Source organism: Rhodopseudomonas sp. P2A-2r (assembly GCF_026015985.1).
Classification (GTDB): Bacteria; Pseudomonadota; Alphaproteobacteria; order Rhizobiales; family Xanthobacteraceae; genus Tardiphaga.
In genome coordinates this window covers 69,636-80,738 of the sequence record NZ_CP110389.1, presented here as the reverse complement: position 1 = coordinate 80,738, position 11,103 = coordinate 69,636, and the positions used below count along the sequence as shown (strand labels likewise).

The 11,103-nt window shown below is 63.8% G+C and carries 10 protein-coding genes and 1 pseudogene; 10 read left to right on the top strand and 1 reads right to left on the bottom strand.

From position 1 onward, the window contains the following. Positions 1 to 104 precede the first annotated feature (104 nt). The 6 genes from rbfA (at position 105) to ONR75_RS00330 (ending at position 5,562) form a co-directional block, all read left to right on the top strand. A complete protein-coding gene (gene rbfA / locus ONR75_RS00355; RefSeq protein ID WP_265080898.1) occupies positions 105 to 527 on the top strand; it encodes a 30S ribosome-binding factor RbfA in 423 nt (140 codons plus the stop codon). Positions 528 to 594: 67 nt separating this feature from the next. Beyond that, a complete protein-coding gene (gene truB / locus ONR75_RS00350) occupies positions 595 to 1,689 on the top strand; it encodes a tRNA pseudouridine(55) synthase TruB (RefSeq protein WP_265080897.1) in 1,095 nt (364 codons plus the stop codon). Positions 1,690 to 1,691: 2 nt separating this feature from the next. Continuing rightward, positions 1,692 to 1,961 carry a 30S ribosomal protein S15 gene (gene rpsO / locus ONR75_RS00345; RefSeq protein WP_265080896.1) on the top strand — a complete coding sequence of 90 codons (270 nt, stop codon included), beginning with the start codon at positions 1,692 to 1,694 and terminating at the stop codon, positions 1,959 to 1,961. Between the two features lie 105 nt (positions 1,962 to 2,066). Beyond that, on the top strand, positions 2,067 to 2,309 hold the full coding sequence (locus ONR75_RS00340) for a hypothetical protein (RefSeq protein WP_265080895.1): 243 nt from the start codon (positions 2,067 to 2,069) through the stop codon (positions 2,307 to 2,309). Then, the gene (pnp, locus tag ONR75_RS00335) at positions 2,302 to 4,449 is read left to right on the top strand and encodes a polyribonucleotide nucleotidyltransferase (protein ID WP_265080894.1); all 2,148 of its coding nucleotides are present in this window, start codon (positions 2,302 to 2,304) and stop codon (positions 4,447 to 4,449) included. Before ONR75_RS00340 ends, pnp begins: the two co-directional genes overlap by 8 nt. A gap of 378 nt (positions 4,450 to 4,827) precedes the next feature. Continuing rightward, the gene (locus ONR75_RS00330; protein WP_265080893.1) at positions 4,828 to 5,562 is read left to right on the top strand and encodes a superoxide dismutase; all 735 of its coding nucleotides are present in this window, start codon (positions 4,828 to 4,830) and stop codon (positions 5,560 to 5,562) included. A 138-nt stretch (positions 5,563 to 5,700) separates the two neighbouring features. Here the strand turns inward: ONR75_RS00330 and ONR75_RS00325 are convergent, their stop codons facing one another. Further along, entirely contained in the window at positions 5,701 to 6,600 is a 900-nt protein-coding gene (locus tag ONR75_RS00325; protein WP_265080892.1) for a LysR substrate-binding domain-containing protein, read from the bottom strand. A gap of 234 nt (positions 6,601 to 6,834) precedes the next feature. Between ONR75_RS00325 and katG the strand changes: the two genes are divergently transcribed. From katG to ONR75_RS00310, 4 genes and pseudogenes are all read left to right on the top strand, one after another. Then, positions 6,835 to 9,048, top strand: coding sequence for a catalase/peroxidase HPI (gene katG / locus ONR75_RS00320; protein ID WP_265080891.1), 2,214 nt, complete (start codon positions 6,835 to 6,837; stop codon positions 9,046 to 9,048). 225 nt (positions 9,049 to 9,273) lie between these two features. Continuing rightward, positions 9,274 to 9,357: pseudogene (locus ONR75_RS32660) on the top strand (hypothetical protein); the annotation flags it as partial. A 26-nt stretch (positions 9,358 to 9,383) separates the two neighbouring features. After that, the gene (locus tag ONR75_RS00315) at positions 9,384 to 10,283 is read left to right on the top strand and encodes an IS30 family transposase (protein WP_413776555.1); all 900 of its coding nucleotides are present in this window, start codon (positions 9,384 to 9,386) and stop codon (positions 10,281 to 10,283) included. Between the two features lie 93 nt (positions 10,284 to 10,376). Then, complete coding sequence (locus ONR75_RS00310) at positions 10,377 to 10,982, top strand: glutathione S-transferase family protein (protein WP_265080890.1); 606 nt, start codon at positions 10,377 to 10,379, stop codon at positions 10,980 to 10,982. Positions 10,983 to 11,103: the final 121 nt, after the last annotated feature.

The window sequence follows — 11,103 nt, the reverse complement described above, 5'->3', positions numbered from 1 at the left end:
ATGGCCGGGAGTTTTCCCGGCCATCAATGCCTTTGTCAGACTCAATGCGAAGTCGTGGATGCCCGCACTACCGGCGGGCATGGCGCAAGCTTTGGAACTCAGCGATGCCCAAGCATCATCAAAAAACCTCGACCCCCGGCGGCTCGCAGCGACAGTTGCGGGTCGGCGAAATCATACGTCACGCGGTCGCCGACATCCTGTCCACCGGCGGCGTCCACGATCCCGTGCTGGAAACCAACCTGATCACCGTGCCCGAGGTGCGGATGTCGCCGGACCTCAAGCTCGCCACCGTCTATGTGATGCCGCTCGGCGGCCGTGACACCGACAAGGTGCTGAAAGCGCTGGCCGCCAACAAGCCGTTCATCCGCACCGCGGTGGCCCGCAAGGTGAACCTCAAATTCGCCCCCGATCTGCGTTTCCGTATCGACGAACGTTTCGACGAGGCGGATCGCATCGAAAAACTGTTGCGCACGCCCGCCGTGCAGCGCGACCTCGAACAAAATTCGCAAGAACCGGAAGATAATTGATGACCGTGACGACCCCAGACGCCGCCCTCGATTCGCAGATCGAAGAACCGACCGGCGTTGAAAAAGCATGCCCTCCCATGACGGTCATGGCGACCATACGGCCCATGTGCCGGCCATCGCCCCGCTGGGCGCCGAGGCCGATGCGCAGCAGGGCCGCGACGATAACCGTTCGCGCGGCGGCAAGCAGTCGCGCCAGCAGGGTCAGGTGCGCCGCGACAAGCGCGACGTCCACGGCTGGGTGATCCTCGACAAGCCGATCGGCATGACCTCGACCCATGCGGTCGCCGTGGTGAAGCGGCTGTTCCAGGCCAAGCGTGCCGGCCATGCCGGTACCCTGGATCCGCTGGCGTCCGGCGGCCTGCCGATCGCCATGGGCGAAGCCACCAAGACCGTTCCCTTCGTGATGGACGGCCGCAAGCGCTACCGCTTCACGGTCACCTGGGGCGAGGAACGGGATACCGACGACACCGAGGGGAAGGTGACGTTCTCCAGCGACATCAGGCCGACGGCCGAGCAGATCCGCGCACTGCTGCCGCAGTTCATCGGCAATATCGAGCAGACCCCGCCGCAATATTCCGCGATCAAGATCGCCGGCGAGCGCGCCTATGACCTGGCGCGCGACGGCGAAGTGGTGCCGCTGGTTCCCCGGCCCGTCGTGATCCACGATTTTGTCCTTACAGAACAGCTAGATGGCGGCCACTCGGTGTTCGAGGCCGAATGTGGCAAGGGCACCTATGTGCGGGCGCTGGCCCGCGACATGGGCCGTCTGCTCGGTTGTTACGGCCATATCAGTGCGCTCCGGCGCACGCTGGTCGGTCCATTTGCCGAAGCCGACATGATTCCGCTGGAACAGTTGGAGGCTTTGTGCGATAGAGCCGCGTCTGGCGAGGGTCACCTCGCCGACGCGCTACTGCCCGTTGAGACCGCGCTGGACGACATCCCGGCACTGGCCGTCACACGGGCAGATGCGGCAAGGCTCCATCGGGGCCAGGCCGTTTTGTTGCGCGGACGGGATGCGCCCAATTGTAGCGGCACAGTTTATGTCACGGTGGCAGGCCGGCTTCTGGCCCTCGCCGAGATTAACAATGGCGAACTCATCCCCAAGCGCGTCTTCAACCTGACCGGACTGACCGCCAGTTCGGCTCGCAAAGAAAGTGTTTGACGATGTCGATTACCGCAGAACGCAAAGCGGAAGTCATCAAGACCAATGCCAACAAGGCCGGCGATACCGGTTCGCCGGAAGTTCAGGTTGCGATCCTCTCGGAACGCATTGCCAACCTGACCGGCCACTTCAAGACCCACGTCAAGGATAACCATTCCCGCCGTGGTCTTCTGAAGCTCGTCTCGACGCGTCGTTCGTTGCTTGACTACATCAAGCGCAAGGACGAGGCGCGCTACAAGGCGCTGCTGGCGAAGCACAACATTCGTCGCTAAGGCAAACCGCGCGCGCAACTTGTTGCGCGCGTTTTTGCATCAATTGTAGTGCGGGCCAAAAGCGGGCCGCACGATAGCGTCCAGCAGCACTCCGGCGACTGGACGATGACGGGCAAGGTGCCCGTCGCGCGGGCGGGCTCACAAGAGTTGCCCGCGACCATCGGAAGGATGGACGCCATTTTGAATGCAGGAGCCAGGATTCTGGAGGATTCGGCAGGATCGCCGGACGCTGATTTCGCGGCATCGCGGACAGCTTCTTGCCGTCTTGCACGAGACTTCCAGATTCTGGCTTTTGTGTTTTCGGCGGCCGCCTTTCGTGAACCCATGAAAGAAAAACACGATGTTTAATATTCATACCGTCGAAATCGATTGGGGCGGTCGTCCGCTCAAGCTCGAGACCGGCAAGATCGCCCGTCAGGCCGACGGCGCCGTCATCGCCACCTATGGCGAGACCGTCGTCATCGCCACCGTGGTCGCCGCCAAGACCGCCAAGGATGGCATCGACTTCCTGCCGCTGACCGTCGACTACATCGAAAAGACCTACGCCGCCGGCCGCATCCCGGGCGGTTACTTCAAGCGCGAGGGACGTCCGACCGAGAAGGAGACCCTGGTGTCCCGCCTGATCGATCGTCCGATCCGTCCGCTGTTCGTCGATGGCTGGCGCAACGAGACCCAGGTCGTCGTCACCGTGCTGTCGCACGACATGGAAAACGATCCGGACATTCTCGCTCTCGTCGCCACCTCGGCCGCGCTGACGATTTCCGGCGCTCCGTTCCAGGGCCCGATCGGCGCCGCCCGCGTCGGCTTCATCAACGATGAATACGTGCTCAACCCGACCCTCGACGAAATGGCCGACACCCAGCTCGACCTGGTCGTCGCCGGCACCGGCGATGCCGTGCTGATGGTCGAATCGGAAGCCAAGGAACTCGGCGAAGAGATCATGCTCGGCGCCGTGATGTTCGGTCACCGCCACTTCCAGCCGGTGATCAAGGCGATCATCGAGCTCGCCGAGAAGGCCGCCAAGGAGCCGCGCGAAGTCGTCACCATCGACGACAGCGCGCTCGAAAAGGAAATGCTCGGCATGGTCGAGACCGAGCTGCGCTCGGCCTACGCGCTGCCGATCAAGCAGGAGCGTTACGCCGCCGTCGGCGCCGTCAAGAAAAAGGCGATGGCGCACTACTTCCCGGAAGGTGAAGAGCCGAAGTACGACAAGCTGCGCGTCGCCGCGGTGTTCAAGGAACTGGAATCGAAGATCGTTCGCTGGAACATCCTCGACACCAAGAAGCGCATCGACGGCCGCGACCTGACCACGGTCCGTCCGATCGTCTGCGAAGTCGGCGTGCTGCCGCGCGCGCATGGTTCGGCGCTGTTCACCCGCGGTGAGACCCAGGCGCTGGTGGTGACCACACTCGGCACCGGCGAAGACGAGCAGTACATCGACTCGCTGTCGGGAACGTACAAAGAGACGTTCCTGCTTCACTACAACTTTCCTCCCTACTCGGTCGGCGAGACCGGTCGCATGGGCGGTACCAAGCGTCGCGAAATCGGCCACGGCAAGCTCGCCTGGCGCGCGATCCATCCGATCCTGCCGGGCCACCACGAATTCCCGTACACGGTGCGCGTGGTTTCGGAGATCACCGAGTCGAACGGTTCGTCGTCGATGGCTTCGGTCTGCGGCGCCTCTCTCGCGCTGATGGATGCGGGCGTCCCCCTGAAGCGGCCGACCGCGGGTATCGCGATGGGCCTCATTCTCGAGGGCGAGCGCTTTGCGGTTCTGTCGGACATCCTGGGTGATGAAGATCATCTCGGCGACATGGACTTCAAGGTCGCCGGCACCGACACCGGCATCACCTCGCTGCAGATGGACATCAAGATCGCCGGTATCACCGAAGAGATCATGAAGGTCGCTCTGGGCCAGGCCAAGGAAGGCCGCATTCATATTCTCGGTGAGATGTCGAAGGCGCTCAACAACGCCCGTGCCGAGCTCGGCGAATACGCGCCGCGCATCGAGACGTTCAAGATCCCGACCGACAAGATCCGTGAAGTGATCGGCACCGGCGGCAAGGTGATCCGCGAGATCGTGGAAAAGACCGGCGCCAAGGTGAACATCGACGACGACGGCACCGTCAAGGTGGCGTCCTCCGATGGCGAGTCGATCAAGGCCGCGATCAAGTGGATCAAGTCGATCGCGTCGGATCCGGAACTCAACGCGATCTATGACGGCACCGTCGTCAAGGTCATGGAGTTCGGTGCGTTCGTGAACTTCTTCGGCGCCAAGGATGGCCTGGTTCACATCAGCCAGCTCGCTCCCGGCCGCGTGCAGAAGACCTCTGACGTCGTCAAGGAAGGCGACAAGGTCAAGGTCAAGCTGCTCGGCTTCGACGATCGCGGCAAGACGCGTTTGTCGATGAAGGTTGTCGACCAGACCACCGGCGAAGACCTCGAAGCCAAGCAGAAGGCCGAAGAAGGCACCGCTGCTGCAGAGTAAATTTCGCAACTCGCGAACGCGGAAAGGGCGGCCGAAAGGCCGCCCTTTTTGTTTGCGTGCCTGGACTCGTGTCCCGGACGCGGTGCGGCATTCTCAGGCAATGCGAAGCATTGCTGCTATGCCGCTCCGCAGATCCGGCATCCCGCTTTCTTCTTCAGTGACCGGACCCCGGATCTGCGAAGCAGCACCTCGTGCTGCGTCGCGTCCGGGGAACCAAAGAGTTCTGTAATTCCTCTGTGCGATTCCGCCGCAGCGTCACTATGACCATCGGCGAAACCGGCGCAGACTGCCTCGCGTAGTTGCTTCTCACGAACGCCATTTTATCCCGCTATCGTCGCAGCAGATTGCTCGCCCATCCCTTCACCACGGAGAGTTCCGATGTCCATGATGTCCCGCCGCCACCTGATGCTCGCGGCAACCGGCGCCGCAGCCATTGCCGCCACGCCGCGCTTTGCCTTTGCACAGGCCGCGGCGCCTGCCGCCGCGACGCCGTTCACGCTGCCGCCGCTGACCTATCCGGTGGCGGCATTCGAGCCGCACATCGATGCGAAGACCATGGAAATTCACCACGACAAGCATCACGCAGCCTATGTCGGCAACCTCAACACCTTCGCCAAGGACACGCCGATGATCGCGGCGATGCCGATCGTCGAGGTGCTCGGCAAGCTCGGCGACGTGCCGGAGGCGATCCGCACCGGCGTGCGCAACAACATGGGCGGCCACGCCAACCACACCATGTTCTGGCAGATCATGGGCCCCAACGGCGGCAAGCCGGACGGCGAGGTGCTGGCCGCGATCGATCGTGATCTCGGCGGTATCGAAAAATTCCAGACCGACTTCAACGCCGCCGGCGGTCGCCAGTTCGGCTCCGGCTGGGTCTTCGTGACCGTCGACAAGGCAGGCAAGCTGTCGATCGAAACGCGCCCGAACCAGGACAGTCCGATCATGGACGGCAAGCGCGCGCTGCTCGGCAACGATGTCTGGGAGCACGCTTATTACCTCAACTACCAGAACCGCCGCGCGGACTATCTGAAGGCGTGGTGGAACACGGTGAACTGGAAGGTGATCGGTGAACGCTACGCCGCGGCGAAGGCCGGAACGCTGGGGATTTAAGCAGCTCTCACTTGTCCCGGACGAGCCGCAGCGTGAAACGCTGCTGCGCAGAGCCGGGACCGTCACGAACGTCGGTGTTTGATACGGCCCCGGATCTGCGAAGCAATACTTCGTATTGCATCGCGTCCGGGGCAAGTACTACACGCACCCCTTCACCGCATCGCCCAGCGCCGCAAAATCCGCCTTCCTTGGCGAGGTCTTGCGAAACGCCAGGCCGATGCTGCGCCCCGGCTGCGGATTCTCCATCCGCAGGAATTTCACCCTTTGGTCGCGCTGCTCCACGTCTGCGGCGATCTGCGGGATCAGCGTGATGCCGTAGCCGTTGGCGACCATCTGCATCACCGTGGACAGGCTCGAGGCCGCGAACGCCATGCCGGGTGTCCCGGACCCGTTCGAGCGCCCGACACTCCCGCAGAACGCCAGCGCCTGGTCGCGGAGGCAGTGGCCGTCTTCCAGCAGGATCAGCCGGCGCTGGTCGATTTCGGCGGCGTTGATGCGGGTCGTGACCGGCCGCGGATCGTTCGCAGGCACTGCCAGCAGAAACAGATCGTGGAACAGCTTGAGCGTTTCGATCTCCGGCTCGCCAAGCGGCAGCGCCAGCATCGCCGCGTCCAGTGCACCGCTCTTGACGTCGTCGACCAGCTGCCTGGTCTGGGTTTCGCGCAGCTCGAGCCGCAGCTCCGGAAACTGCTTCTGCAGAACCGGCAAAATCCGCGGCAGCAGATAGGGCGCCAGCGACGGAATCACGCCGAGGGTCAGTCGCCCCGTGAGAACGCCGCCGCGGTGTCGCGCAAAATCGACCAGATCGCGCGACGCTGCCAGCACGTCTTCGCCGCGCCGGGCAATCTCGCGTCCGACGTCGGTCAGCATCACCTCGCCCGGGCGCCGCTCCACCACCTTGACCCCCAGGGTGTGCTCCAGATCCCGGATCTGCATCGAAAGGGCCGGCTGCGTCACCGCGCAGGCCTCCGCGGCGCGGCCGAAATGGCCGTGTTTGGCGAGAGCGGCAAGATAGCGAAGCTGGCGGAGCGTGATCATGCGTCATCAGATAAACTGATCGAAGACCGAAGACAATTCGACTGGACCTGATCTTGGATATCTTCCAAGGTACTGTCACGAACCTTGGCTAGCATCGCCGGACGGCTTGCCGGGCGGGTTTGGCAGGCGTTTGAAAACACAGAGATTCTTGGAGAGGGCGGCGTTTTTTGCGGCGATTGGCTTGTGGCCATGGCCGATAGCGTCCGCAATCCCAACGGCCCGAAGGAGAGAAACATGGACCAGAAGACAGATGAAGCCGGCAAGTGCCCGGTGCCGCACGGCGCCGCGAGCAAGGGACCGAAGAGCAAGGGTCCGCGCAACATGGACTGGTGGCCGGAGCATCTCGACATCGGTGTGCTGCACGCGATCCATCCGTCCGCCGATCCGCTGGGCGGCGCCTTCAATTACGCCGAGGAATTCAAGACCCTCGACCTCGATGCCGTGATCAAGGACCTGCATGCCCTGATGACCGATTCGAAGGACTGGTGGCCGGCCGATTTCGGTCATTACGGCGGCCTGTTCATCCGTCTGGCCTGGCACAGCGCCGGCACCTACCGCACCACCGACGGCCGTGGCGGCGCCGGTGGCGGTCAGCAGCGTTTCGCGCCGCTCAATTCCTGGCCGGACAACGTCAACCTCGACAAGGCGCGCCGCCTGCTGTGGCCGATCAAGCAGAAGTACGGCAACAAGCTGTCCTGGGCCGATCTGTTCGTGCTGGTCGGCAACGTCTCGCTGGAATCCATGGGCTTCAAGACCTTCGGCTTCGCCGGCGGCCGTGCCGACACCTGGGAGCCGGAAGAACTCTACTGGGGCCCCGAAGGTTCGTGGCTCGGCGATGAGCGCTACAGCGGCGAGCGCGAGCTGGCGGAGCCGCTCGGCGCCGTGCAGATGGGCCTGATCTACGTCAATCCGGAAGGCCCCAACGGCAATCCCGACCCGCTCGCCTCGGCAAAGGATATCCGCGAGACGTTCTTCCGCATGGCGATGAACGATGAAGAGACCGTGGCGCTGATCGCCGGCGGTCACACCTTCGGCAAGACCCACGGCGCCGGCGATCCGTCGTTTGTCGGCGTCGACCCGGAAGCCGGCGCGCTCGAAGACCAGGGCCTCGGCTGGAAGAGCAGGCACGGCACCGGCGTGGGCGCCGACGCCATCGGCAGTGGCCTGGAAGTCACCTGGACGCAGACCCCGACCAAGTGGAGCAACCACTTCTTCGACAACCTGTTCAAGTACGACTACGAACTGACCAAGAGCCCCGGCGGCGCGAACCAGTGGGTGGCGAAGAATGCCGTGGCCGATATCCCGGATGCCTTCGATGCGTCGAAGAAGCATCTGCCGACCATGCTGACGTCGGACCTCGCGCTGCGCTTCGATCCGATCTACGAGAAGATCTCGCGCCGCTTCTACGAGAACCCGGACCAGTTCGCCGACGCTTTCGCCCGCGCCTGGTTCAAGCTCACCCATCGCGACATGGGCCCGGCAGTGCGCTATCTCGGCCCGCTGGTGCCGAAGGAAACGCTGATCTGGCAGGACCCGATCCCGGCCGTCGATCATCGGCTGGTCAACGACGCCGATATCGCCGAGCTGAAGGCGAAGATCCTCGCCTCCGGCCTCACCGTGCCGCAGCTGGTCTCGACCGCCTGGGCCTCGGCCTCGACCTTCCGCGGCTCCGACAAGCGCGGCGGCGCCAATGGCGCACGCATTCGCCTGGCTCCGCAGAAGGACTGGGAGGTCAACCAGCCCGCGCAGCTCGCGACCGTGCTGGCCAAGCTGGAAGAGATCCAGAAGGGCTTCGGTAAGAAGGTGTCGCTCGCCGACCTGATCGTGCTCGGCGGCAATGCCGCCATCGAGAAGGCCGCGAAGGATGCCGGACAGAGCGTCACCGTGCCGTTCACGCCGGGCCGCATGGACGCTTCTGCGGAGCAGACCGACGCAGACTCGTTCAAGCCGCTGGAGCCCCGTGCCGATGCCTTCCGCAACTACGTCTCGGGCAAGCCGCAGTTCATGAAGCCTGAAGAGGCGATGATCGACCGTGCCCAGCTCCTGAAGCTGACCGCGCCGGAACTGACCGTGCTGATCGGCGGCCTACGCGTGCTCGGCGCCAATGCGGCGGATTCCAAGCATGGCGTGTTCACGTCGAAGCCGGGAGTGTTGAGCAACGACTTCTTCACCAACCTGCTCGACATGGACACCGTGTGGGCGAAGGCTGCCGGCCAGGACGGGATCTACGAAGGCAAGAAGCGCAACAGCAGCGAGGTCAAGTGGACCGCAACCGCCGTCGACCTGATCTTCGGTGCGCACTCGCAACTCCGCGCGCTGGCCGAGGTCTATGCCATGGGCGATGCCAAGGCGAAGTTCGTCAAAGACTTCGTCAAGGCCTGGACCAAGGTGATGAACGCCGACCGTTTCGAGATCAAGGCCGAGCCGATGCTGCAGGCGGCGGAGTAGTCTTCGCTATCTGTGATCGTTGAGTTGGAGAGCCCCCGCGAGACATCGCGGGGGCTCTTTCTTTGCGCCACACCCACAGCTGTCATCGCCCGGCCAGGCGCGCAATTGCGCGTCTGGACCGGGCGATCCAGTAAACGCGGGCTTCAGTGACAGAACCTCGGCGCCCGCGTTTACTGGATCCCTTGGGTTCTCAAACGAAGTGCAACACCAGATTAAGGTGTTGCGATGGAACGACGATATGCCCAGCTTTCGCGGGAAGACCGATGTGCCATTGCCTCGCTTCATGCCCAAGGGCGCTCGATCCGGCAGATCGCGGCAGCTCTGGATCGCTCGCCATCGACCGTATCTCGGGAGCTGAAGCGCAACGGCGCCAACAGGTCGGCTACAAGCCGTCCTACGCCCAAGAGCAGACCCGGGCACGACGCTGGACGGGCGCCCGGCTCGACCGTAACGCGCAGCTTCGCGAGCAGGTGCTGGAAGGTCTCGGCCTCGGCTGGTCGCCGGAGCAGGTGTGCGCCGTCCTGGCCCGACAGCACGGCACCCCGGTCATCTCGCCGGAGAGCATCTATCGCTTCATCCACGCCCAGATCGCACGGACCAAGGACTACAGTTGGCGGCACTACCTGCCACGCGGCAAGAGCAAACGCGGCCTGCGCGGTCGCAAGGGCGGATCATCCGCGCTGCATATCGAATGCCGGGTGCCGATCGAACAGCGACCGAAGCAGGTCGAGAACCGCGCCATCGCCGGCCATTGGGAGGCCGATCTGATGATGTTCTCCCGCTACGGGCAGGCCATTCTCGTCCTGCACGAGCGGTCGTCGCGGCTTCTGATGGCGGCCAGCCTGCAAGGCAAGGCCGCCAGCCCGGTTGCCGAGATCATCGCCGGCCTGCTGGCTCCGCTGCCGCCGGACCTGCGCCGGAGCATCACCTTCGACAATGGCACCGAGTTCGCCCGCCACTACGAGCTGCATGCACTCAACCTGCAGACCTACTTCTGCGATGCCTATGCTCCCTGGCAAAAAGGCGGTGTCGAAAACGCTATCGGCCGGATGCGGCGCAGAATCCCGCGCAAGACCGATCTAGCCGCCCTGACGCCGTCCGATCTCGCCCGTTGCGTACTCGCCTACAACAGCACGCCACGCAAATGCCTTGACTGGCAAACCCCGGCACATGTCTTTGGCAGCCAGCTGTTGCACTTCAAATGTGAATCCAGCTCCCCGCATGCGCGGGGATGACAGCCTGCGTCTGTTGCGCCTCTCATCCAACCTACCTTGCACCTCGCCCCGAATCTCCGCACAACTGCCCGGCTATTCACCGGAGGTCCCGCCATGATGAAACTGTACTGGTCGCCGCGCTCGCGCTCCTTCACCGCCCTGTGGCTCATGGAAGAGACCGGCGTGCCCTATGAGCGCGTGCTGACCGACATCAGCACCGGCGCACAGCGATCGCTGGAATTCCTCATCGTCAATCCCATGGGCAAGGTGCCGGCGCTGCAGGATGGCGAGGCGACCATGGCCGAGGCTGCGGCGATCTGCGCCTATGTGGCCGAGCGCTATCCGGAGGCGGGATTGGCACCGCCGCTGGGCGACATGCATCGCGCCAAATATCTGTACTGGCTGTTCTTCGCACCGAGCTGCATTGAGCCGGCGATCGCGCAGCTGGCTGCCAAGTTCGAGATGAACTCGGTGGCCGCCGGCTGGGGCGACGCCAAGCGGGTGTTCGACGTGCTGGAAGCGGCGCTGGAAGAAGGACCGTGGATCCTCGGCGAGACGTTTTCGGCTGCGGACGTCGCCATCGGCTCGAGCCTCAACTTCGCGGTGCGCCAGTTCAAGATGATCTCGCCGCGGCCGGCGTTCGATCGCTACCTCGACCGCTGCGAGGCGCGTCCGGCCTTCCAGCGCGCCTCGGCCTATGCTTCGGGAGCGAAGCTGTAGCGACAGGCGCTGCAATTGACGTGGCGCAACAATGGCCATCGCATCGCGGGCGATAGTCGTACTGTGAGCCGGCTGCTTTCGGCACCAGGCCGGATTTCACGGCATCGTCACCTCGACGGCA